The sequence below is a fragment of the Mesorhizobium sp. M0047 genome (assembly GCF_040323315.1).
GTDB lineage: Bacteria > Pseudomonadota > Alphaproteobacteria > Rhizobiales > Rhizobiaceae > Mesorhizobium.
Genome location: NZ_JAMYUW010000056.1, coordinates 12195 through 32990, shown reverse-complemented (window position 1 = coordinate 32990; position 20796 = coordinate 12195). Strand labels below are relative to the sequence as shown.

The following is a 20796-nucleotide window of genomic DNA, read 5'->3' as shown; positions in this document are numbered from 1 at the left end:
AAGCGCAAGCGCCTCAAAGCCCTCATGAACCCGACCTACCGCCAAGCCGTCCTTGCAGGTTAACGATTCATGATTTCGCCCTGGGCCTGGACCAGTTTTCATTGACATCGCGAGGATAAGTGTGTATTCATACACACATGAAGAGCGCCGATGTGATTGAGACATGAAGCAGTATATTGGGCTTATCCATAAGGATGGCGAAAGCGACTTCGGCGTGTCTTTTCCTGATTTTCCTGGCGTGATTACGGCAGGAAAGGACTTGGATGACGCGCGAGTTATGGCCGAAGAGGCCCTTGCCTTTCATGTGGAAGGGCTTGTCGAAGATGGGGAGGCTATTCCAGAACCCTCGTCTCTAACCGAGGTTATGGCGTCGTCTGTCAACCGCGATGGTGTCGCCATTCTAGTTGGCCTGAAAACCGAAGCAAAAAAGGCGGTGCGGGTAAACGTCACTCTACCAGATGACGTTCTTCAGCGAATAGATGCCTTCGCCGAGGCTCATGGTTACACCCGTTCTGGATTTCTCGCCAAAGCGGCAGTGAAGGTAATGGAACTCGAGGCTACCTAACCCACCTTTCGTGACGAAAGGTGGGCGGAACGAGGCCAGCAGCGCTTTCACTTGGAAGCGTCTTGGCCTCGACGATCATGACCCTGCGTTGCGTGACCATCGATACCCAAGACTGCGGTGTGGAGCCGTGAGCGCCACGGACCCGGCGTTAGGACGCGCGGAGGGCAGGGCGCAGGCCCTGATCGCCGTCGCCGCCATTCGGTCCTCAGCCGAAATCTGCTGCCGTCAGCACATACATGCTCCTGTGGGTGCGGTCGTAAGCCCTCGACGCCACTTCGCGGATGGCGCTGCCCTCGGTGTCGAATGTGGCGAGGTAACCGGCCTCATTGGCTGCGGCTGCTGGCTGCATCTTCGCCATCGCGTCGGCGGCGACCGAAAAGGAGATCTGGAACATGCCATCATAGCCGACGAAACGGATGCGCTGGCCGGCCTCGTCATAGCTGCGGCTACGGTTGGGGAAGGTGAGACTCATGTCTTGGCCTCCGTGGCTTTCTTGGTCACCCGCTTCTTCTTCGGCGTAGGATTGAGAGCCTCGGCGACGCGGTCAGCCTCTTCCTTGGCCAGCCGCAGTTCCCTGAGCCTTGCCGTCTTGATCTCCCGGGCCCTCGCTTCGGACATATATTCGGCGGTTGCCTTGTTTTTCTCCGCTGTCTTCTTCTGCTTGTCGACAAAGCGGGCTTCAGCTTTTTCCATGATCGTCTGATTGCCTTCGGCCATCGAAGAAATCTCCCTTGTACCTGAAATCGTGAAAGTGAACTCGTCCGACAAATAGGCACTCGATCGGCAAAATTCAATCTTTTGAATTATTTGACGATCTGCGGATATCACGAAACCGGCCGCCGAAATAATACTTTTGAATATTTAATTCGGGCGCGAATAATTTTTGGCACTCCTATCTATCGAGTGCCAATGCGTCTATAGAAAGGGGGCGTGGCCGCCTGTGCCGGCCCCAGAAAGAATGTTCCCATGAAATTTCGGCCACTCCACGACCGCGTCGTCATTCGTCGCGCCGAAGGCGATATCAAATCCAAGGGCGGTATCATCATCCCGGACAATGCCAAGGAAAAGCCCGCGGAAGGCGAAGTCATCGCCGTTGGGCCTGGCGCCCGTGACGAAAACGGCGCGCTTGTTCCACTCGACGTCAAGGCAGGCGACTTCATCCTGTTCGGCAAATGGTCGGGCACCGAGGTCAAGATCGATGGCGAGGACCTTCTGATCATGAAGGAAGCTGACATCATGGGCGTCATCGACAAGAGCGAGACTGGCGTGATCGACAAGAGCGAGACGGGCGTCATCGACAAGAGCGCGGCCGCCAAGAAAGCTGCCTGATCTCATTTTCTCCGACCGAACTGGATAAAAATCATGTCTGCCAAGGAAATCAAATTCTCCACCGATGCGCGCGACCGCATGCTGCGCGGCGTCGAGATCCTCAACAATGCTGTGAAGGTCACGCTCGGTCCCAAGGGCCGCAACGTCATCCTCGACAAGGCCTATGGCGCTCCGCGCATCACCAAGGACGGCGTCACCGTCGCCAAGGAAATCGAGCTTGCCGACAAGTTCGAGAACATGGGCGCGCAGATGGTGCGCGAAGTCGCCTCGAAGACCAACGATCTGGCTGGTGACGGCACCACCACCGCTACGGTGCTGGCCGCATCGATCCTGCGCGAAGGCGCCAAGCTGGTCGCCGCCGGCATGAACCCGATGGACCTCAAGCGCGGCATCGACCAGGCAGTTTCCGCCGTGGTCAAGGAAATCCAGGCCCGCGCCAAGAAGGTCAAGTCGTCGGCCGAAATCGCCCAGGTCGGCACCATCGCCGCCAATGGCGATGCCAGCGTCGGCGAGATGATCGCCAAAGCGATGGACAAGGTCGGCAATGACGGCGTCATCACCGTCGAGGAGGCCAAGACCGCCGACACCGAGCTCGACGTCGTCGAAGGCATGCAGTTCGACCGCGGTTACCTCTCGCCCTACTTCGTCACCAATGCCGACAAGATGCGAGCCGAGCTGGAAGACCCCTACATCCTCATCCACGAGAAGAAGCTCGGCAATCTGCAGGCGATGCTGCCGATCCTCGAAGCGGTGGTGCAAAGCGGCAAACCGCTGCTGATCATCTCCGAGGACGTCGAAGGCGAGGCACTCGCCACGCTTGTCGTCAACAAATTGCGCGGTGGCCTGAAGGTCGCGGCCGTCAAGGCGCCGGGTTTCGGCGACCGCCGCAAGGCGATGCTGGAAGACATCGCCGTGCTGACATCGGGCCAGATGATCTCCGAGGATCTCGGCATCAAGCTCGAAAACGTCACCGTCGAAATGCTCGGCCGCGCCAAGCGCGTGCTGATCGAGAAAGACACCACCACGATCATCGACGGCGCCGGCACCAAGGCAACCATCCAGGCGCGCGTCGCCCAGATCAAGGGCCAGATCGAGGAGACGACCTCCGACTACGATAAGGAAAAGCTGCAGGAGCGGCTGGCCAAACTCTCCGGCGGCGTTGCCGTCATCCGCGTCGGCGGCGCCACCGAGTCGGAAGTCAAGGAAAAGAAGGACCGCATCGACGATGCGTTGAACGCAACGCGCGCTGCGGTTGAAGAAGGCATCGTGCCCGGCGGAGGCGTGGCACTGCTGCGTGCCAGGTCGGCACTGGCCGGCTTGAATGGCGCCAATGCCGATGTCACCGCGGGCATCTCGATCGTGCTTCGGGCGCTCGAAGCGCCGATCCGCCAGATCGCCGAGAATTCCGGCGTCGAAGGCTCGATCGTCGTCGGCAAGCTGATCGACAGCAAGGACCACAATCAGGGCTTCGACGCCCAGAACGAGACCTATGTCGACATGATCAAGGCGGGCATCGTCGACCCGGCGAAAGTGGTGCGCACCGCGCTGCAGGATGCCGGCTCGATCGCGGCCCTTCTGATCACCGCCGAAGCGATGATCACCGACATTCCGGCCAAGGATGCCGCACCTGCGGGCGGCGCTGGCGGCGGCATGGGCGGCTACTAAGATTCGGCCGGCCTGCGAAAGGTGATTTCATAAAAGCCACCTTTCAGACCTGTCCTGAATTCAGCCACCCCGGCTCTTCAATGGAGCCTGGATAACTACCGCCGGGGGTATTTTCTCCCGGCGTGCAGGCCTCTAGCCCAGGAGACGGATCCATGATCACGTTCGTGCGGAAGCCAGAGACGGTCGTCACGACCGAAAATACCGAGGAAAGCCGCTTCGACCGCATCCGCAGGATTGCCGCCGACAAGCACAAGAAATCCGATTTCAACACGGCGACGCCATCAAAGAGCGAACCCAAACGCCCGATGTGAATCTGCGGCGCCGCTGCCACTTTCCGGCCCGAGCTTGATGCCATTGGCCGAGCCGAGATCCAGCCAGATCACTTCCGCAATCCGGTGGCTGCTAACGGCCTGTCTGGTATTGTCATTATATTAGCCAAGGCGCATATTTCTCAGGCAGCGGGCCCTCGGCCGCCAACGCGTCCAAGGGCGCCTGCGATTGTTACCGAAAAATCACTCCGTGCCGCTCGAATTATGGAGCAGCCACGAGACAGTGACATTTGGAGGAAATACCCATGAAAGTGATTATTTTGGCAAACTATGCGCCTCATGCCGCCAAAGGATTGATGCAAGGCTCGGACAGGCAAGCTGCGGTCAAGGCGCTTTTTGAAAGCGTTGGCGGCAAGATGACCAGCATGATGTTCACGCGCGGCATCTATGACGTCGTCGTCAATGGCGAGGTGCCGGACCAGTCAGCGGGGATTGGCATGTCCCTTGCGGTGCGAGCGAGCGGCTCGCTGACCGAGATGGTTGTTCTGGAAGAACTCGACATGAAGGCAGTGCTCGCGGCCGCCAACAAGGCAGCCGGCGCGTACAAACCCGCCGGCTAATGGACTTGCCTTCTTGATCAAGGCAGCACGGTTCGATGGACGTGCCGTGCTGCCGAGTGTCGGACCGGCATCTTCTTCCGACTTTCGCTGCGACTGGAGTTCAAGCTAGTATCGTCCGGTGGTCGTTTGGTGCAGAGAGCTTGCGGAAACGCAACCGCGATTCTGACTACGGAGACAAGCCATGCTTGCGGCCAAAGCCATCGACACCTCAGACAAGGCCGCGTTCTATCGCGACCTTGCCGCCCAGCTTAAGGCGCTGCTCGACGGCGAGCGCGATTCGATCGCCAACGCCGCCAACACCGCGGCGCTGATTTTCCAGATGGTGCCGGACCTCAACTGGGCGGGGTTCTATTTCCTGCAATCGGACGAGGAAATGGTGCTCGGGCCGTTCCAGGGCAAGCCGGCTTGCGTGCGCATCGCCGTCGGCAAGGGTGTGTGCGGAACGGCGGTCGAACTCGGCACCTCGATGCTGATCAAGGACGTGCATGATTTCCCCGGCCACATCGCCTGCGACGCCGATTCGCGTTCGGAACTGGTGGTGCTGCTGGAGGACGATGAGGGCGTCTTTGGCGTGCTCGACCTCGACAGCCCGCTGCCGGCCCGCTTCGACAAGGCCGACCAGGCCGGCATTGAGACGCTGGCGGCGATCTATGCAGCGGCGAGTTCGTTCGAGGATTAGGGCATGCTGATATTCAGGTGAGGCCGGGCTGCGAACGGCGGCTTCCTGCGCTTCCGGTGCTCACGTAGTTAAGTACGCTCCGCTCCGGTTCCCGGAAGCCATCGTTCTCGCCCCGGCCTGACCTGAATATCAGCATGCCCTGGCCCGGTCTGGACTAGGCGAATTTCACCAGCATCAGGCTGAAGCAGCCGATGAACAGGAAGGCCGAGAAGGCGAGCGCCAGCGGGCGCAGGCCGCGCGAGCGCAGCTGCGAAATATCTGCCTGCAGGCCCATGGCGGCCAGCCCCATGGTCAGCATGATCGTGGTGGCGAGCGCCATTGCCGACTTCATCTCGGCCGGCATGGTGACCAAACTGTTCAGCGCGACGACGGCGACAAAGGCGGCGACGAACCAAGGCATGGGCGGCTGTGCGGCCGACTGACCGCTGCTTTTGCGGCGGGCCATCAGGCCGAGCGTGATGACCATCGGCGCCAGCATGGCGACGCGGGTCAGCTTGGCGACGGTGGCGATCTCGCCTGACTGGGTGCCGTTCTGGAAGCCGGCGCCGATGACTTGCGCCACCTCATGGATCGAAGCGCCGGCCCATAGGCCGAAAGCGTGCTGGTCAAGGCCGAGCATAGGCGCCATGAGCGGGAAGCCGAGCATTGCGACGGTGCCGAACAAAGTGATCGACGCGACGGCGTAGGTGACGTCCTCGTCGCGCGCATCGGTGACGATGTTGGTGGCGACGATGGCCGAGGCGCCGCAGATCGAAGTGCCGGCGGCGATCAGCTGCGCCAGCTTGGCGTCGACGCCGATCAACCGGCCAAGCGTGATGGTGAAGACGAAGGTGGCGCCGAGCGTAGCCGCCACGATGCCGACGCCGTAGGCGCCAATCGATACCATCTGGCCAAGCGTCAGCTGAAAGCCGAGCAGCACGATGGCAAAGCGCAGCAGCCGGCGCTGCGAAAACGCGATGCCGGCTTTGGCGTGGGCGGGCGTGCCGAGCACGTTGGAATAGATCATGCCGGCGACGACGGCGGTTATCATCGGGCTGAACAAAGCGAAACCTGAGACATTGCGGGCCGAGAAGGCGACCCCGGTGATCATCGCGACCAAGACGATGCCTGGCACGATGCCGCTCCATTTGAGAGATTTTTGTCCCCGGGGAAGATCGGCAGAAATCAGGCTTTTCGGAATATCGTTCGCAATGTGGGTAAAGGAAGGCAATGCAATGCTCCGGGCTGGTATCGCGGAGGAATGCCATTCCAGAACCAATCTTTCCAACGAATTATTTTCGTTAGAACGATCGATTTTTACGAACGTTTGTCAGACTAAAGCTGCGCTTCGATGGCCGCCTTGTCGATCACCGACCAGACGTGCCTGATCCTGTCGTCGAGAAATTCGTAGAAGACGTTCTCGCTGAAGGAGACCTTCCTGCCGTTGACGGGCAGGCCGAGGAAGTCTCCGATCGGCGTGCAGTTGAATTGGAGCCGGCTGGCTATGAAGGGCGTATCCGAAATCAGCAGCTGGATGTCGAAATAGAGGTCCGGAATCTCGGATAAATCCCGCTCCAGCTTTTTGCGGTAACCCGCCAGCCCGACCCGGTCGCCATTATAGTGCACCTCGTCATGGACGAACCGATGCAGGTTGCGCCAATCCTGATTGTTGAGGCAAGCGATGTAGCCTCGATAGTTGTCAGCCAGCTCTGTGTCGGTCACGGCAACGCTCCGGCGCTTGCGTCTTGGAAGAGGTGACGCTCGAGCAAGAAGATAGAGCGACGGCAGGTTCAATCCAGATGGATTGTGCTGTTGGAAGAGGTCGGCATCAACGAGATCCGTGTTGACCGACGGCGTATCGAGGACGCGAGGCTTGCGCCCGGATCGGGCGGGAACATCTCAGTTTGAAATTTGGCCTTGTGCGAACTCGCGTCTTGCGGCCGTGAAGACCTCGCGGGCCGCATCCGCGTATCGATCAATTGCCGTTGCCGCTAGACCTGCAGCGAATCCATGACGTGAGACATTACCGATTGAGCAGCCGTCTTGACAGCGCCACGCTTCATGCCCCAGCGTGACGGCATGTTCGTCTTTGCGCCCATCAACACCAAGCGACGCCGCCCCTGCTCAGTGCGGAGCGGCAAGCTGATTGCGCGACGACGAAGGCCGGCACGATAGCCCGGTTCGTTCGTTTCCAGCCCCGTCCGCCTCAAGCAGGCCGGCGGGGTTTTCATATTCTGGAGCATTTTCATGACCATCGTCTCTTCCATCCGGCTTCGGCCAGCCGTGCCGGCGGACGCCGCCGCGATCAGGGATATCGTTCGGGCCGCCTATGCCAAATGGGTGCCGGTGATCGGCCGCGAGCCGCTGCCGATGCGCACCGACTACGACAAGGCCGTTGCCGAGCATTCGTTCGATCTTGCCGTCGAAGGTGGCCGTATAGTGGGGATGATCGAAACCATCCCGGCCGACGATCATCTCTGGATCGAGAACGTCTGCGTCGCACCGGATGCGCAGGGCAGGGGGATCGGCCGACTGTTGCTGGAGCGGGCTGAGCAACAGGCAATAGAAGCGGGCCGCGTCGAGCTTCGCCTGCTGACCAATGGCGCCTTCGAGGCCAATGTGTCGCTCTACAGGAGGCACGGCTATGTCGTGGACCGGGAAGAGCCGTTCATGAATGGCGTGACGGTCTATATGAGCAAGAGACTGACGGGCTGATATGGGCGGGCGGGTATATCCTGGCCGTTGCGCCTTTTCAGTACGAATCGGCGGAGTAGACTCGGCCCGGCGAGCAAGCGGTATGGAGTCGCTTGCCAATTGGCAGATACATGCTATATATCTGCCAATAGCGAGGGAGCAAAATGCAGCTTCAGTCCATAGTCACCACGCCGGCCGCAGCGGGAAGTGTCATATCAGACGACGAGGCGGGCGCGCTCGCGCGCACAACCGTCAACCTGTTCAAGGCCTGGAATCTCACCGACCTCGAAGCCTGTATCCTGCTCGGCGGCATGTCGGCCCGCACTTGGGCACGTTGGAAGACTGGGGCACGCTGGAAGGAGGGCGGCATCGGCAGGATCGACCGCGACCTGCGCACCCGCATGGCGCACCTGATGGGCATCCACAAGGGCCTGCGCTACCTGTTCACGGAGCCGGCACGCGGCTATGCCTGGATCCGCAAGCCCAATGCCACTTTCGGCGGCCAGTCGGCCCTCGACCTGATGCTGCGCGGCGAAATTTCCGATCTTGCCGCGATGCGCGAATGGCTCGATGCGGAGCGTGGTGCATGGTGAGTGGGCTTGCGGTCCGTCGCCGCGTCGACTGGCACCAGACCTTCCGCATCATCCGCTCCATCCATCCGCCGATAGACCTTTTCGAGGACATCGCAGACCCGCGCGACTGGGAGGCGCTGGCCTCGGTCGAGGCGAAGACCAACCCGCGCATAAGGTTCGAGATCGGCGACCTCGGCAAGGTGGCCGCCGCAAGACGGGTTTCCGGGCCCGGCGCCAGCTTCGTGATGGCGCCCTTCGTGCATTGTTCGACGCTGCGGCCCGGACGCTTCTCGGACGGCAGCTACGGCATCTACTATGCCGGTGACAGCGAGGACGTGGCGCTGGCCGAGACCATCCATCACCACCAGAAATTCATGCGAGCCACCCATGAGGATCCAGGCTGGACGGCGGATTTCCGCGTGCTGATCGGCAGCGTCGACCGCGACCTCGATGACGTCAACGCGGTACCTGATGTGCTCGACCCCGACGACTATTCCGCCTCGCAGGCGGAAGGGCGTGCGCTGCGGGCGGCAGGCAGCGACGGGCTGGTGTGGAACAGCGTGCGCATGCCGGGCGGCGGCTGCATCGGCATCTTCTGGCCAGACGTCATCACCATTCCGGTGCAGGGCCGACATTACAGCTATCACTGGGACGGTGCCCGCGTGGACTTCGTGCGCCAGCACGATACAGGAAAGGTGCTGGCGGTCACCTGACGGCGTGCAAACACGCTTTACAGATCGCGGCGAACCCGATATCCGGAAATCCATAAATCCAAGGATTCGGATATATGGATAAGAAAGGCACTTTGAACGCGCTGGCCGCACTTGGCCAGGAGACGCGGCTGGATGTCTTCCGGCTGCTCGTGCGCGCCGGGCCGCAAGGCATTCCGGCGGGCGAGATCGCGGCAAGGCTGGACACGGTCCAGAACACCATGTCGGCGCACCTGAAGGTGCTCGCCCATGCCGGGCTGATCCGTCCCGAACGCAACGGCCGGATCGTGCGCTACGTCGCCGACATGACCGGCTTGCGCGACCTTCTGGCCTATCTGATGGAAGATTGCTGCAACGGCGCGCCGGAACTCTGTCGACCTGTCATCAATGCCGTGACCTGTGACTGCTAGGGGGCAACCACCGATGAGCGATCCAGAAGCGCGTGGACGAGTTCGGCCGCAACCTGCCGAAGGTGACTTGCCACGCCGCATCGTCGCGGAAGCCTTGGGAACCGCGCTGCTCGTCGCGACTGTGGTCGGCTCCGGCATCATGGCCGCCCGGCTGACCCACGACGTCGCCGTTTCACTGCTGGGCAACACCTTGCCGACGGGAGCGATCCTCGTCGTGCTGATCACGATACTGGGACCGATCTCGGGGGCGCACTTCAATCCCGTCGTCACGCTGGTATTCGCGCTTCGCCGCGAGATCGAGGCGAACGCAGCGCTTGCCTATATCATCGCCCAGGTCGCGGGCGGCATCGCCGGGACGTTTCTGGCGCACGCCATGTTCGAACTGCCGATCCTGCAGGCCTCCGAGACGGTGCGGACCGGAGCCGGGCAATGGCTCGCGGAGGCAGTCGCCGCCTTCGGTCTCGTTTTCACCATCCTGACAGGCCTGCGCTTCCGCTCCGACGCGATCCCTTGGCTGGTCGGGCTCTACATAACGGCTGCCTACTGGTTCACCGCTTCGACCTCCTTCGCCAACCCGGCCGTCGCTATCGCCCGCGCTTTTTCCGACACTTTTTCTGGCATCCGTCCGGTCGACCTGCCAGGCTTCATAGCCGCCGAATTGCTGGGTGCGCTGCTGGCCATGGCCCTGGCGGGCTGGCTGCTCGCCGAACCGAAACCGATCAAACAGATGAAGGCCGCGCAATGACCGTCACCATCTATCACAACCCGGCCTGCGGCACGTCGCGCAACACGCTGGCCATCATCCGGCAATCGGGCGAGGAGCCGGAGGTGATCGAATATCTGAAGACGCCGCCGTCGCGCGAAAGGCTGGTCGAACTGATCGCGGCGATGGGCATGACACCGCGCGACCTGCTGCGCGAGAAGGACACGCCCTATGCCGAACTCGGCCTTGCCGACCCGGAATGGACCGACGAAGAGATCCTCGATCTCATGCTCGAGCATCCGATCCTGATCAACCGGCCGATCGTGGTCAGTCCGCTCGGCGTCGTCCTGGCGCGGCCGTCGGAAAAGGTGCTGGACATCCTGCCCAACCCGGAGATCGGCGCGTTCACCAAGGAGGACGGCGAGGTGATCATCGACGCCTCAGGCAAGCGTGTCGTCTGACACTATTTCTATATTTTTCGAAATTGGGTTGACGGCGCGAAAAGTGTCGCATAGCTTATTTCCATGAAACTCGAAAAAGCAGCCGCCCAGCTCGAAGCGCTCGGCAACCCGACACGGCTTCAGCTCTATCGCATCCTGGTGCGCGCCGGAGAGGAGGGGCTTGCCGTCGGCAGGGTCCAGGGCAGGCTCGACATTCCGTCCTCGACGCTGTCGCACCACCTCAAGCGGCTGGTCGACACCGGCCTTGTCACGCAGGAGCGGCACGCGACGACGCTGATCTGCCGCGCCAACTATCCCGGCATGAACGCACTGATCGGCTATCTCGCCGACGAGTGCTGCGCCGACGCCACCTGCGCGCCTGCCGCCAGCAAGGCGCTGGCCTGATTTTTTTGGACGTATAATTCGAAGATACCGGAAGGATCGAACCGATGGACATGATGGCAGATCTTCCCGTCGCGGTTATCGGCGCCGGCCCGGTCGGCCTCGCTGCCGCGGCGCACCTGGTCGAGCGCGGCATCCGCCCGCTGATCCTGGAGCGCGGCGAGAGTGTCGGTGCTGCACTGCTCGAATGGGGTCACGTGCGGGTTTTTTCGCCGTGGAGATACAACATCGACGCGGCGGCGCGGGCGCTGCTCGACCGCTCCGGCTGGACGGCGCCCGACACCCAAGCCCTGCCAACCGGCGGCGAGATCGTACGCGACTATCTGGCGCCGCTTGGCCGGCTTCCCGCGATCGCCGCCAATCTGAAGCTCGGCGCCGAGGTCACCGCGATCACCCGTCAGGGGCATGACAAGATCGCCAATGAGGGCCGCAAGCAAGCGCCCTTCGTCATCCGCTACCGCGATGCCCGCGGCGAGCACCGCGCCCACGCGCGCGCCGTCATCGACGCGTCCGGAACCTGGTGGCGGCCGAACCCGATCGGTGTCGATGGGCTGCCGGTTCCCGGCGAGGGCGAGGCTCGCGGGCGCATCGGCTATGGCATTCCCGACGTAGTCGGCAAGGCGAGAAAAGACTATGCGGGCAAGCGCGTCCTCGTCATCGGCGGCGGGCACTCGGCCATCAACGTCGCCCTGGCGCTGATGGAACTGCGGGATGCAGCGCCCGGCACCGAGATTTTCTGGGCGCTGCGCCACGCCGGCGTCGAAAGATTGCTCGGCGGCGGGCTGAACGACCAGTTGCCGGAACGCGGCGCACTCGGGCTGGCCGCAAAGCAGGCGATGGCGGATGGCCGGCTGAATATGCTGGCGCCTTTCGCCGTCAACCGCATCGAGGGGCAAGGCGAGGGGCTCGTCGTCGACGCCAGCCTGGCCGGCAAGCCGTTCAACCTGGCCGTCGACCGCATCGTCGTCACCACCGGCTTCCGGCCCGATCTGTCGTTCCTCGGCGAAGTCCGCATCGCACTCGATCCCGCCGTCGAGGCGCCGCCGGCGCTGGCGCCGCTGATCGATCCGAATTTCCACTCATGCGGCACGGTTCCCGCGCATGGCATCGCGGAGCTCGCCCATCCCGAACCGGGCTTTACCATCGTCGGTTCGAAATCCTATGGCCGCGCGCCGACCTTCCTGATGGCGACCGGCTACGAACAGGTCCGCTCGGTGGTCGCCGACATTGCCGGAGACCATGTCGCGGCTCGCGAGGTGCGGCTGGTGTTGCCGGAGACCGGGGTGTGCAGCGCCATCGGTGTCGTGACAGTATCAGAAAGCGCCGGTTGCTGCGGCGGGCCCGCGCCCGCCAATGTCGATGCCTGCTGCGTCAGGGATGCGGACGCCAAGGCAAACGGCGAGTCGGGCTGCGGCTGTGCAACCGCGCCGGCCGGCATCGAGGCGCGAGAGACGATGGCAGCCAGCGATGCCTGACCGATCTGTCCTGCGCAAGGCGATCTGGGCGCTCGGGCTGACCCAGATCATCGGTTACGGCACGCTCTACTACAGCTTCTCGATCCTGGCGCCGGCGATGGCCCGCGAATTCGGCCTCAGCGAAGGCTGGGTGTTCGGCGCCTTGTCCGCCTCGCTGTTCGCCGGCAGCCTGTTCGCGCCGACGGCCGGGCGCTGGGCCGACCGCTTCGGCGCTGGGCGCATCATGACCATGGGTTCGGTCGCGGCAGCCTTGGCGCTGGCGCTGTGCGCCGTCTCGCCCGGCCGCGTGAGTTTCGTTCTGGCGCTGTTGGCGATGGAGCTGGCCTCCAGCTTCGTCCTCTATAGCGCCGCCTTCGTGGCGATCGTGCAGATCGGGGTTCCCAGTCCGCAACGCAGCATAACCCACCTCACGCTGATCGCCGGGTTCGCTTCGACGCTGTTCTGGCCGCTGACCTCGGCGCTGCATGCCCAGCTGACTTGGCGCGAGGTCTATCTTTTGTTCGCCGCACTCAATCTCGGGCTCTGCCTGCCGATCCACGCCTGGCTGATGCGGCTGTCGCGCCATCACGCGACGGCCGCGAGCCAAGAGCGCGGGCCGGCGCCGGAAGCGGGCGCGCCGCTCGATTCGCGGCGCGGCCGGGCTGCGTTCCTGTTGATGCTGGCGGGGTTCGCGACCGAAGGCTTCGTGCTGTCGGCGATCCTGATCCACATGGTGCCGCTGACAGCGGCTCTTGGGCTTGGCAGCGCCGGCCTCTTCGTCTCGACCCTGTTCGGCCCGTCACAGGTCGCCAGCCGGCTGATCAACATGCTGTTTGGCGGGCGATTGCCGCAAACGCACCTTGCCGTCATCGCAGCTTCGCTGCTCACGGCCGGGCTGTGCGCGTTGCTGTTGACCACACCGTTGCTGCCCGGCGCCTTCCTGTTCGTGTTGCTGTTCGGCCTCGGCTCCGGCCTCACCAGCATCGTCGGCGGCACCTTGCCGCTCGAACTCTTCGGCCGCGAGGGCTATGGCGCGCGGCTCGGATGGGCGAGCGCCGCCCGTCAGTTCACCTCGGCCTTCGCGCCGTTCGCGCTCGCCTTCATGATGGCGCGGACTTCGGTCGCCAATTCGCTGTGGGTGCTGGTGGCCGTCGCCGCGAGCGGCGTCATCGCCTTCCTCGCCATCGCGCTGCTGAGGCGGCGTGGCGGCAAGGTTGCGTTTGTGATGGGCGGGAGTCCGGAAGAGGCGGCTTGAATCACGACATGCGCGATGGCAGGGCGACTTGGCATCTTGCCCCCTCTGAGGTCAGAATTATGGACATATACCAATTTTTGGTATATGTTGGCATCGCCACCTTAGGATGGAGCTCATGCCCCGAAATACCTCTGTTTCCCTTGGCGACCATTTCGCTGGCTTCATCGATACGCAGGTTCAGACAGGCCGTTACGGTTCGGCAAGTGATGTCGTGCGTGCCGGCCTGCGGTTGCTCGAAGAGCATGAGGCCAAGGTCCGTGCCTTGCAGAACGCCCTCATCGCCGGCGAGGAATCTGGCGCACCCGTTGCCTTCGACAGCACCGCATTCCTGAGCAAGATGCGCGCCAAGCATGCCAAATGAGTGCCGCCAATATCGACTCTCACCTCTCGCCGAAACTGATCTGGAAGATATCTGGCTCTACACGTTCAAGCACTGGTCGCTTGAACAAGCGGATCGGTATCACCACGATTTGATCGGCGCTATCGAGGCCTTGGCCAGCGGGCTCAAAACCGGCCGCCGCACCGAAGTGCGCGAGTACTATTTCAAGTATCCCGTCGGGCAACACTTCGTTTTCTTCCGTCAATCCGAAACGACCTTAGATGTCATCCGCATCCTACATCAACGAATGGACGTTGAACGACATCTATGACGGGGGAAGTGTGCTCGCTGCCAAGGGACGCGTAAATTGACCGGCGTGTCAGTGCGCCGTTAGTGCCTGAGGATTTTGCCGAGGAAGGCCCGGCTGCGGTCGGTCTTGGGGTGGGAGAAGAACTCGTCGGGCGTGCCGCTTTCGACGATGGCGCCGGCGTCCATGAACACCACGCGCTGGGCGACCTTGCGGGCAAAGCCCATTTCGTGCGTCACCACCATCATCGTCATGCCTTCCTCGGCGACCGCCACCATGACGTCGAGCACTTCGGAAATCATCTCGGGGTCGAGCGCCGAGGTCGGCTCGTCGAACAGCATGATCTTGGGCCGCATGCCGAGGCAACGCGCGATCGCCACGCGCTGCTGCTGGCCGCCGGAGAGCTGTGCGGGATAGGCGTTGACTTTGTCGGCCAGCCCGACCTTGGCCAGCAATTCGCGCCCGGCCTTTTCGGCCTCGGCGCGCGGGATCTTGCGGACATGGATGGGGGCGAGCGTCACGTTTTCGAGCGCGGTCTTGTGCGGGTAGAGGTTGAACGACTGGAAGACGAAGCCGATCTCGGTGCGCAGCTGCGTCATGTTGGTGGCGGGGTCGCCGAGGCGCTGGCCGTCGACGGTGAGGTCGCCGTCCTTGATCGCCTCCAGGCCGTTGACGCAGCGGATCAGGGTGCTCTTGCCGGAGCCGCTCGGGCCACAGACGACGACTACTTCGCGAGGCTCGACGCTGAGCGTGATATCCCTGAGCACGTTGAGCGAGCCGAACCATTTGTTGACGCCGCGAAAGTCGATCATGCCCGTTTTGGTCATATCTTTTGGGCCCTTCGGGTTCGATGTCACAGCTGCACCTCGCCATGCGCCGCACCCATGCGACGCTCTAGCTGGCGGGCGAGCATGATCAGGGGATAGCAGACGATGAAATAGCCGACGCCGACCAGGAAGAAGACCAGGAGGCCGTTCGGCACACGCTGCACCACCAGCCAGCCGACGCGGGTGAGATCGGTCAGACCTATGGCAGAGACGACGGAAGAATCCTTGATCAACAGCACATACTGCCCGACCAGCGGCGGCAGCACGATGCGCATCGCCTGCGGCAGCACCACCTGGCCCATGCGCTGCCAGCGCGACAGGCCGGACGCGAGCGCTGCCTCGACCTGGCCTGTCGGCACCGAGCGGATGCCGGCGGCGACGATCTCGCAGATGAAGCAGGCCGCCAGATTGGTCAGCGCGATGATGCCGGCGGTGAAGGCGTCGAGCTCAATGCCCAACTCCGGCAGGATAAAGAAGATCAGGAAGATCTGCACCAGGAACGGCGTGCCGCGGATCAGGTCGACCCAGGCGCCGATGACGGCTGATATCAGCCGATTGCTGCCGGTGCGCAGGATGCCGAGACCGAAGCCGAGCGAGGTGCCGAGCACCAGGCTGATCAGCGACAGCACCACGGTCATGCCGAGGCCGCGCAGGGCCAGCGGATAGGAGCCGGCGAGGCTTTGCAGCTGTTGCCAGATCATGTGCGGGCCCCCGCTGCGCCGAGCCAGCGGCTGGACAGGCCAGCCAGTCCCTTCAGTCCGTAATAGAGCAGCAGATAGAAGGCGGCGATGGTGAGGAAGCCTTCGGCCGGCATGAAGCGGTCGGAGGCGAGCAACTGGCCGGCGCGCGTCAGTTCGGAAACCGAGATCAGCGACAGCAGTGCGGAATCCTTGACCAGCACGATCGCCTGGCCGAGCAGCGGCGGGATCGTCACCTTGAAGGCTTGCGGCAGGACGACCAGGCGCATGCGCTGGACATAGGTCATGCCCGAGGCGACACTGGCTTCGACCTGGCCGCGCGGGATCGACAGGATGCCGGCGCGAATGATTTCAGCGATATAGGCGCCGCTGTTGAGCGATAGCGCAAGGATGCCGACGACCAGCTCGGGCAGCACGAAGCCGAGCCTGGGCAAACCGAAATAGAGGAAATAGAGCTGCGCCAGCAGGGGCGTGGCGCGCACGGCGTCTATATAGGCCTTGGCCGTTGTGCGGAACAGCCAGCCGCGCTGCAGGTTCGCCGCGCACAGCACTATGCCGACGACGAGCGCACCGACAAAGGACAGCGCCGACAGCCAGACGGTCGTGATCAGGCCGTGCCCGAACAGGGGCAGATATTCGACGATTGTGCGGAAGCTGAAATTCTCGAGCATGGGCGCGCGGCGGTGAAGAGGGAAGGGTGACTAGCGAATAGCGAATAGCGAGTAGCGAGTAGCGAGTAGCAAGTAGGGAAGTAGGGAAGTAGGGAAGTAGGGAGCAGCAAAGCGTGGCCGGAACGGCCGTTCACCACTCCCTATTCGCTACTCGCTACTTCCTAATTCCTCAGTGGTCTTTCTTCCAGGCGTCGGAATTGACCCAGTAGTCGAGGTTCTTCTGCAGGCGGCCGTCGATGCTGACCTGGTTGAGGAACAGGTTCATCCAGACCAGCAGGTCCGGCTCGTCATAGCGGGTGGCGAAGGCAAGCGGTTCCTTCGACAAAAGGTCCGGCATGATGGTGAAGGAGCCGGCCGGATAAGCGGTCGACTGGCCCTTGACCGCCGAGATGTCGTTGACGCCGCAATCGGCCTGGCCGTTGTTGACGGCATCGAGCAGCAGCGGACCACCGCCCTTGTAGCTCTTGATGTCGGCATCGGGGAAGGCGGTCTTGGCTTCCTTCTCGCCGGTGGCGCCCAGCAGCACGGCGATCTTGGTGCCCTTGGCCTTGCAATCCTCGGTGGTCTTGAACTTGCTGTCGGCCTTGGTGAAGACGGTGCTGCCCGTATACATGTAAGGCGTGGTGAAGGCGACCTTCATGCCGCGCGCCAATGTCGGCGTCATGTCTGCGACCAGAAGGTCGGCCTTGCCGGACAAGAGCGCCGGGATCAGGCCGTCCCAGTCGAAGTCGAGGAAGGTGATTTTCACACCCATTTCCTTGGCCATCAGTTCGGCCAGTTCAACCGAACTGCCGGTGCGTTCGCCATTGGCGCCGACCAGCGAGAAGGGGGGTCCCTGGGTCTGCACGGCGACGCGCAGTTCGCCGCGCTTGGTGATGTCGTCCAGTGTTCCGGCTGTGGCCGCAGTGGTGAGCCCGGCGAGCGCAAGTCCGGCGATGAAAAGTCTGGCAATCTTCATTTCGGTAGTCCTCCCTGTTGTCGTTGATATCTGCCCGCGGATTTCCTCGGGCCTTTTTTTGAGCGGCGACACCGTTGCCGGCGGCGGCCACCGTTCGAAAATCCTCAGTCCCAGGCCACCGTTTCAGTGACCTTGATGCCGCGTCCGGCCAGCGCGTCGAAGAAGGGCTCGTCAGGCACATCGAGCAGTGGGTTGAGCAGGCCGGGTTTGCTGATCTCGCCGCGTGCCAGCATCTGCGCCACGATGCTGGCGGGGTAGCCGACGCCGAGGCTCATGCCGAACAGGCCGGAGACGAGGTCCCGCTCGATGATCAGGTCCGATGTCACCGTCTTGGCGCGGCCGCCTTCGAGGCCGGAAAAGACATTGCGCATCACGCAAAGATCCTTTTCGCCGGGGCCATATTGCAATTGGGGCCCGAGCAGCCGGCCGAGGAATTCGCGCGGGCTGTTGGAGGTGCCGGGCACCTTGTCTTCGGAGAGGAAGCCGAGCTCCTTCAGCGGCGCCCAGAAGGCCGACCATCCCGGCCAACGCAGCGTGTAGCGGCCGGAGCGGCGCAGCCCCCTGGCGGCGTCCAGCATCTCGACATAATGCAGCGCATCGCCATTGGGGAAGGCTTCGAGCTTGCCCAAGCCTGCGACCTCGATCTCATGGATGAAAGGGTTGGCGTGCTGCCGACCAGCCAGGACAGCGACGCGTTTTCCGTCCTCGATCATCACACTGTCGCGGTTCTGGCTGACCAGAACCATGTCGAAATTCCAGCTCACCTTGTAGCAAAGCGGCTTGGCCATCGCCTTCGGCTCGGGGATGCCGCCGCAGTAGGAATCGATTGCCGTGATGGAGTCGAACTGCTTTGCGGCACGGGCGTAGAGCACGAGGTCGATGCCGGGGTCGAGCCCGCATTCGGTCATGATCGGGACGCCGGCCTGTTCGGCCGCCGGCGCCAGGTCGGCGATCGACTTGGCGTAATTGGTGGTGACCAGCGGCGTCCGCGTGGCGATGGCGACCTGCACCGCTTCGCGCATCAGCGGCTGCGGCAACAGATCTATGACGGCGTCGACATCATCGAGCACATTGGCCAGCGCCGGGCCGATGGCGCCATCGGGCACGACGAAGCGCACGCGGGCGAGGTCGGTCAGGCCGGCAAGCCGTGCAGGACCGTCCGCTGCGGTGTCGACGCAGACAATTTCCTCAACGCCGGCGCTGGCGACGAGGTCGGCGATGGCCGCGCGGCCTTGCAGGCCGAGCCCACCGAGAACCGCGATCTTCATGCCGGCTCCTTGCGGTCGTCCGACCAGCAGCCTTCGGGCAGGCTGACCCATTTGTTGCACGACGCCATGACGACGAAGGTCTCGCTGCGCACCACTTCTCCTGGCTCGCCTGCGCCCGGGATCAGCTCGCTGGTGACGCGGTAGAGATCGGCGACATCACCGGCCACCGTCACGTCGACGATGATGTCGAAGCGCCCGGTTACCACCGAAGCCGAGTTCACGAAGGGCAGTTCGGAAATGCGCTGCGCCAGCTCGCGGGCCCGGCCGCGTCCTTGGGCGTTGATGCCGACAATCGCCGAGATCAGTTCGGGGCGCTCGGTCAGGTTCAGCAGCCCGACGATCTTGAGCAGGTTGCGGTCGAGCAGGTTGCGCAGCCGCGAGCGCACCGTCGGCACCGAAACCGCCAAGATCTCGGCGATACGGTTGATGCCCGGTTGGGCGTCCTGCGACAGCTGTTTGACCAGCCGCCGATCGGTCAGATCGAGATGTTCCCGCAAGTCCCCGTCTTTCACAAAAGGAAAAAACTTCGGCAATTTCTTTGCCAATGTGTAAACAAGCTATGTCACGGATTTTTGAAATGCAAGGCGTTGTTTTCGCATTGACGGGGACAATGGTCGCCGGCGGGGATGCAGCCGCTTGCTGTTCGGCTGTGGAATTCAGACCAGCGCGGCGGCCAGCAGCTTCGCCTGCGGCGTCAACTCGTCGAAGCGGCGGGCACAGAGGTGGAGCTGGCGCGTCGCCCAGTCGTCGGTCAGCCGCAGGCTACGCACTGAGCGTGCCGAGCGGCGCGCGACACTTTCCGGCACGACGGCGAGGCCGCCGCCTTGTGCGACCAGCCGGCAGACATTGTCGAGGCCAGGCACGCGGTGCCCTATCTGCAATCGCTGCGGCTGGAGAAAGAAGACCTGATCCAGGCGCTCGGCCTTTCCTTCACCGTGTCGACGGCAGCGCTCGCTATCGGGCTGTTCAGGACCGGCGCTCTCAAGTCGCCGACGGCGCAACTGGCGGGTTCGGTCCTGGCCCTGGCGCCGGCTCTGGCCGGCATGTTCGCCGGCCAGGCGCTGCGCCAGAAGATGAGCGTCGAGACCTTCCGCATGGTGTTCTTCGTCGGGTTGCTAGCGCTGGGGGTCTATCTTGCGGGCGAGGTGTTGTTGTAGACCTATCCCTTGGATCAACTACGGCCCTACCGACCGTACAAGAGCAGACTGACGAAATGAGCCTTCATGTGCTGAAATTGGTGGCATGCGCGGACGGGCACGACCAATATATTGATGGCGAGCGCTACGCGCTCTTGGTTTTTGCCAATGCCAATAGTCTGGAGTCGGCCCTATCCGCAACGCCGGCGTATCTTATGACCTGCGGCTGGCAGCGTGCCGAGATGCGGGATGCTAAGGAATTAGCGGTTGGAGTTTCTTCAATAAGCGATGACGTTTTGCGAAATGCCGCGGAGGCAGCCCTTCGGGATGGATACGCGATCGTCGTCTATGCGACGCCTATCGCGGACCCTAGCTCATAAATTCAACCAACCCACCCACCCGTGGAGGTAACTGCAGCTGAGGTGCAATTGCGGCACAACCGGGCCTCGGCGAGCGGAACCGGAGCCGACGCGTCACGCGGAGTCCCATGGAGCCTTTGTCGTCATGGTGCGGTGCAATCGATCGTTCGGTTGCGGCGGTGTGTCAAGACGTGCCAGAAACACAGCGTAGACATCCGGCTCGACGGTAAACACGAGACGACCAAGCAACGCGTCCTCAGCGGCGCGCTGCGACGCTTCAAGCACAAAGTCCGCACGATTCTTGCCGAGCAGTTCCGCTGCCCGGTCGATCAGATTGCGAACTTCCGGCCTAACGCGGATATTGATCGGAACGCTCTTCGGCAACAGACCACGTGACGGTGGCATCGGTAGCTCCCTTCATCGCCCAGGCACAGCAGATCGTTACGACAATGTCACTACGGTGAAGCGAGGACGGCACAATGGCTCGATGGAACTCGTGATCCGCAG

General features: G+C 62.8%; 32 protein-coding genes. 19 read left to right on the top strand and 13 right to left on the bottom strand.

Annotation, left to right across the window (positions count from 1 at the left end):
* Window positions 1-163: 163 nt before the first annotated feature.
* Window positions 164-565 carry a type II toxin-antitoxin system HicB family antitoxin gene (locus NKJ89_RS32605; protein ID WP_023760013.1) on the top strand — a complete coding sequence of 134 codons (402 nt, stop codon included), beginning with the start codon at window positions 164-166 and terminating at the stop codon, window positions 563-565.
* Between the two features lie 205 nt (window positions 566-770).
* On the opposite strand, the gene NKJ89_RS32600 is transcribed toward NKJ89_RS32605, so the two are convergent.
* Together NKJ89_RS32600 and NKJ89_RS32595 are read right to left on the bottom strand one after the other, a co-directional pair.
* Complete coding sequence (locus tag NKJ89_RS32600) at window positions 771-1037, bottom strand: DUF1488 family protein (RefSeq protein ID WP_023760014.1); 267 nt, start codon at window positions 1035-1037, stop codon at window positions 771-773.
* The gene (locus NKJ89_RS32595) at window positions 1034-1282 is read right to left on the bottom strand and encodes a hypothetical protein (RefSeq protein WP_023760015.1); all 249 of its coding nucleotides are present in this window, start codon (window positions 1280-1282) and stop codon (window positions 1034-1036) included. The genes NKJ89_RS32600 and NKJ89_RS32595 overlap by 4 nt, the downstream gene beginning before the upstream one ends.
* 249 nt (window positions 1283-1531) lie before the next feature.
* Between NKJ89_RS32595 and NKJ89_RS32590 the strand changes: the two genes are divergently transcribed.
* From NKJ89_RS32590 to msrC, 5 genes are all read left to right on the top strand, one after another.
* Window positions 1532-1894, top strand: coding sequence for a co-chaperone GroES (locus NKJ89_RS32590; protein ID WP_352608583.1), 363 nt, complete (start codon window positions 1532-1534; stop codon window positions 1892-1894).
* A 33-nt stretch (window positions 1895-1927) separates the two neighbouring features.
* Window positions 1928-3559, top strand: a complete 1632-nt coding sequence (gene groL / locus NKJ89_RS32585; protein ID WP_352608582.1) for a chaperonin GroEL — start codon at window positions 1928-1930, stop codon at window positions 3557-3559.
* Window positions 3560-3711: 152 nt separating this feature from the next.
* Window positions 3712-3870 carry a hypothetical protein gene (locus NKJ89_RS32580; RefSeq protein WP_352608581.1) on the top strand — a complete coding sequence of 53 codons (159 nt, stop codon included), beginning with the start codon at window positions 3712-3714 and terminating at the stop codon, window positions 3868-3870.
* A 263-nt stretch (window positions 3871-4133) separates the two neighbouring features.
* A complete protein-coding gene (locus tag NKJ89_RS32575; protein ID WP_352608580.1) occupies window positions 4134-4448 on the top strand; it encodes a GYD domain-containing protein in 315 nt (104 codons plus the stop codon).
* Window positions 4449-4629: 181 nt separating this feature from the next.
* On the top strand, window positions 4630-5127 hold the full coding sequence (msrC, locus tag NKJ89_RS32570) for a free L-methionine (R)-S-oxide reductase MsrC (RefSeq protein WP_352608579.1): 498 nt from the start codon (window positions 4630-4632) through the stop codon (window positions 5125-5127).
* A gap of 154 nt (window positions 5128-5281) precedes the next feature.
* Here msrC and NKJ89_RS32565 read toward each other — a convergent pair whose 3' ends face one another.
* From NKJ89_RS32565 to NKJ89_RS32555, 3 genes are all read right to left on the bottom strand, one after another.
* Window positions 5282-6337, bottom strand: coding sequence for a YeiH family protein (locus NKJ89_RS32565; protein WP_352608578.1), 1056 nt, complete (start codon window positions 6335-6337; stop codon window positions 5282-5284).
* Between the two features lie 104 nt (window positions 6338-6441).
* On the bottom strand, window positions 6442-6828 hold the full coding sequence (locus tag NKJ89_RS32560; protein WP_352608577.1) for an ester cyclase: 387 nt from the start codon (window positions 6826-6828) through the stop codon (window positions 6442-6444).
* Window positions 6829-7097: 269 nt separating this feature from the next.
* Window positions 7098-7355 (bottom strand): hypothetical protein, encoded by a 258-nt coding sequence (locus NKJ89_RS32555; protein WP_352608576.1) that lies wholly within the window; start codon window positions 7353-7355, stop codon window positions 7098-7100.
* On the opposite strand from NKJ89_RS32555, the gene NKJ89_RS32550 reads away from it, so the two are divergent.
* The 11 genes from NKJ89_RS32550 (at window position 7354) to NKJ89_RS32500 (ending at window position 14396) form a co-directional block, all read left to right on the top strand.
* On the top strand, window positions 7354-7821 hold the full coding sequence (locus NKJ89_RS32550) for a GNAT family N-acetyltransferase (RefSeq protein WP_352608575.1): 468 nt from the start codon (window positions 7354-7356) through the stop codon (window positions 7819-7821). The genes NKJ89_RS32555 and NKJ89_RS32550 overlap by 2 nt on opposite strands.
* Window positions 7822-7964: 143 nt before the next feature.
* Window positions 7965-8393: an antitoxin Xre/MbcA/ParS toxin-binding domain-containing protein gene (locus NKJ89_RS32545; RefSeq protein ID WP_352608574.1), complete on the top strand. Its 429-nt coding sequence runs from the start codon at window positions 7965-7967 to the stop codon at window positions 8391-8393.
* A complete protein-coding gene (locus NKJ89_RS32540; RefSeq protein WP_352608573.1) occupies window positions 8387-9085 on the top strand; it encodes an RES family NAD+ phosphorylase in 699 nt (232 codons plus the stop codon). Before NKJ89_RS32545 ends, NKJ89_RS32540 begins: the two co-directional genes overlap by 7 nt.
* Window positions 9086-9159: 74 nt before the next feature.
* Complete coding sequence (locus NKJ89_RS32535) at window positions 9160-9492, top strand: ArsR/SmtB family transcription factor (protein WP_352608572.1); 333 nt, start codon at window positions 9160-9162, stop codon at window positions 9490-9492.
* A gap of 13 nt (window positions 9493-9505) precedes the next feature.
* Window positions 9506-10237, top strand: a complete 732-nt coding sequence (locus NKJ89_RS32530; RefSeq protein WP_352608571.1) for an aquaporin — start codon at window positions 9506-9508, stop codon at window positions 10235-10237.
* Entirely contained in the window at window positions 10234-10656 is a 423-nt protein-coding gene (gene arsC, locus NKJ89_RS32525) for an arsenate reductase (glutaredoxin) (RefSeq protein ID WP_352608570.1), read from the top strand. The genes NKJ89_RS32530 and arsC overlap by 4 nt, the downstream gene beginning before the upstream one ends.
* A 63-nt stretch (window positions 10657-10719) precedes the next feature.
* Window positions 10720-11040 carry an ArsR/SmtB family transcription factor gene (locus NKJ89_RS32520; RefSeq protein ID WP_352608569.1) on the top strand — a complete coding sequence of 107 codons (321 nt, stop codon included), beginning with the start codon at window positions 10720-10722 and terminating at the stop codon, window positions 11038-11040.
* Between the two features lie 44 nt (window positions 11041-11084).
* A complete protein-coding gene (locus NKJ89_RS32515) occupies window positions 11085-12512 on the top strand; it encodes an NAD(P)-binding domain-containing protein (protein WP_352608568.1) in 1428 nt (475 codons plus the stop codon).
* Window positions 12505-13746 (top strand): arsenite efflux MFS transporter ArsK, encoded by a 1242-nt coding sequence (gene arsK / locus NKJ89_RS32510; RefSeq protein WP_352608567.1) that lies wholly within the window; start codon window positions 12505-12507, stop codon window positions 13744-13746. Before NKJ89_RS32515 ends, arsK begins: the two co-directional genes overlap by 8 nt.
* Before the next feature lie 115 nt (window positions 13747-13861).
* Complete coding sequence (locus tag NKJ89_RS32505; RefSeq protein ID WP_031260421.1) at window positions 13862-14107, top strand: type II toxin-antitoxin system ParD family antitoxin; 246 nt, start codon at window positions 13862-13864, stop codon at window positions 14105-14107.
* The gene (locus tag NKJ89_RS32500) at window positions 14097-14396 is read left to right on the top strand and encodes a type II toxin-antitoxin system RelE/ParE family toxin (protein WP_352608566.1); all 300 of its coding nucleotides are present in this window, start codon (window positions 14097-14099) and stop codon (window positions 14394-14396) included. The genes NKJ89_RS32505 and NKJ89_RS32500 overlap by 11 nt, the downstream gene beginning before the upstream one ends.
* A 59-nt stretch (window positions 14397-14455) precedes the next feature.
* On the opposite strand, the gene NKJ89_RS32495 is transcribed toward NKJ89_RS32500, so the two are convergent.
* The 7 genes from NKJ89_RS32495 to NKJ89_RS32465 all read right to left on the bottom strand — a co-directional run bounded on the left by NKJ89_RS32495 (window position 14456) and on the right by NKJ89_RS32465 (window position 19675).
* On the bottom strand, window positions 14456-15199 hold the full coding sequence (locus NKJ89_RS32495; RefSeq protein ID WP_023760037.1) for an amino acid ABC transporter ATP-binding protein: 744 nt from the start codon (window positions 15197-15199) through the stop codon (window positions 14456-14458).
* Window positions 15200-15225: 26 nt separating this feature from the next.
* On the bottom strand, window positions 15226-15900 hold the full coding sequence (locus NKJ89_RS32490; protein WP_352608565.1) for an amino acid ABC transporter permease: 675 nt from the start codon (window positions 15898-15900) through the stop codon (window positions 15226-15228).
* Window positions 15897-16568, bottom strand: a complete 672-nt coding sequence (locus tag NKJ89_RS32485) for an amino acid ABC transporter permease (RefSeq protein ID WP_352608563.1) — start codon at window positions 16566-16568, stop codon at window positions 15897-15899. Before NKJ89_RS32485 ends, NKJ89_RS32490 begins: the two co-directional genes overlap by 4 nt.
* 169 nt (window positions 16569-16737) lie before the next feature.
* Window positions 16738-17526, bottom strand: coding sequence for an ABC transporter substrate-binding protein (locus NKJ89_RS32480; RefSeq protein ID WP_352608562.1), 789 nt, complete (start codon window positions 17524-17526; stop codon window positions 16738-16740).
* A gap of 104 nt (window positions 17527-17630) precedes the next feature.
* Window positions 17631-18794 (bottom strand): saccharopine dehydrogenase family protein, encoded by a 1164-nt coding sequence (locus NKJ89_RS32475; protein ID WP_352608561.1) that lies wholly within the window; start codon window positions 18792-18794, stop codon window positions 17631-17633.
* Entirely contained in the window at window positions 18791-19291 is a 501-nt protein-coding gene (locus NKJ89_RS32470; RefSeq protein WP_023760043.1) for an Lrp/AsnC family transcriptional regulator, read from the bottom strand. Before NKJ89_RS32470 ends, NKJ89_RS32475 begins: the two co-directional genes overlap by 4 nt.
* A 159-nt stretch (window positions 19292-19450) precedes the next feature.
* A complete protein-coding gene (locus NKJ89_RS32465) occupies window positions 19451-19675 on the bottom strand; it encodes a LysR substrate-binding domain-containing protein (protein WP_352608560.1) in 225 nt (74 codons plus the stop codon).
* Between NKJ89_RS32465 and NKJ89_RS32460 the strand changes: the two genes are divergently transcribed.
* A complete protein-coding gene (locus NKJ89_RS32460; RefSeq protein WP_352608559.1) occupies window positions 19661-19951 on the top strand; it encodes a TSUP family transporter in 291 nt (96 codons plus the stop codon). The two genes, NKJ89_RS32465 and NKJ89_RS32460, sit on opposite strands and share 15 nt — an antisense overlap.
* Window positions 19952-20007: 56 nt before the next feature.
* The gene (locus tag NKJ89_RS32455) at window positions 20008-20310 is read left to right on the top strand and encodes a hypothetical protein (RefSeq protein WP_352608558.1); all 303 of its coding nucleotides are present in this window, start codon (window positions 20008-20010) and stop codon (window positions 20308-20310) included.
* Window positions 20311-20403: 93 nt separating this feature from the next.
* Here the strand turns inward: NKJ89_RS32455 and NKJ89_RS32450 are convergent, their stop codons facing one another.
* Window positions 20404-20694, bottom strand: a complete 291-nt coding sequence (locus tag NKJ89_RS32450; RefSeq protein WP_352608557.1) for a type II toxin-antitoxin system TacA family antitoxin — start codon at window positions 20692-20694, stop codon at window positions 20404-20406.
* Window positions 20695-20796 lie beyond the last annotated feature (102 nt).